Source organism: Pseudoalteromonas sp. S3178 (assembly GCF_005886985.1).
GTDB lineage: Bacteria > Pseudomonadota > Gammaproteobacteria > Enterobacterales > Alteromonadaceae > Pseudoalteromonas > Pseudoalteromonas carrageenovora.
The window spans coordinates 1-343 of the sequence record NZ_PNCW01000554.1 but is presented as its reverse complement, the minus strand read 5'-3'; the positions used below and the strand labels follow the sequence as shown (position 1 = coordinate 343).

Genomic DNA, 343 nt, shown 5'->3' with positions numbered 1-343 from the left:
CACTAATTCAGGGTAAGCTTCACCCATTTGCTCAGCGAGTGCAGCAACTAACTTATAGAAGAATGCCCCTTTTGCACCGAGTTTATTACCGTGGCGAACTGCACGACGAATGATACGACGTAGCACGTAACCACGACCTTCATTCGATGGCATGACGCCGTCAGCAATAAGGAACGCACACGAACGAATGTGGTCAGCAACCACACGTAGTGATTTATCTTCTAAATCTTGAGCATCTGTTACTTTTGCAGCTGCTTTAATCAGCGCTTGGAACAGGTCAATCTCATAGTTTGAGTGCACACCTTGCATAATTGCAGCGATACGCTCTAGGCCCATGCCCGTA

At 47.2% G+C, this 343-nt stretch carries 1 protein-coding gene; it reads right to left on the bottom strand.

The window, feature by feature from the left end; all coding sequences use genetic code 11:
• A partial coding sequence (locus CWC11_RS22180) for an alanine--tRNA ligase-related protein (RefSeq protein WP_249330812.1) occupies positions 1–343 on the bottom strand: 343 nt, incomplete at both ends.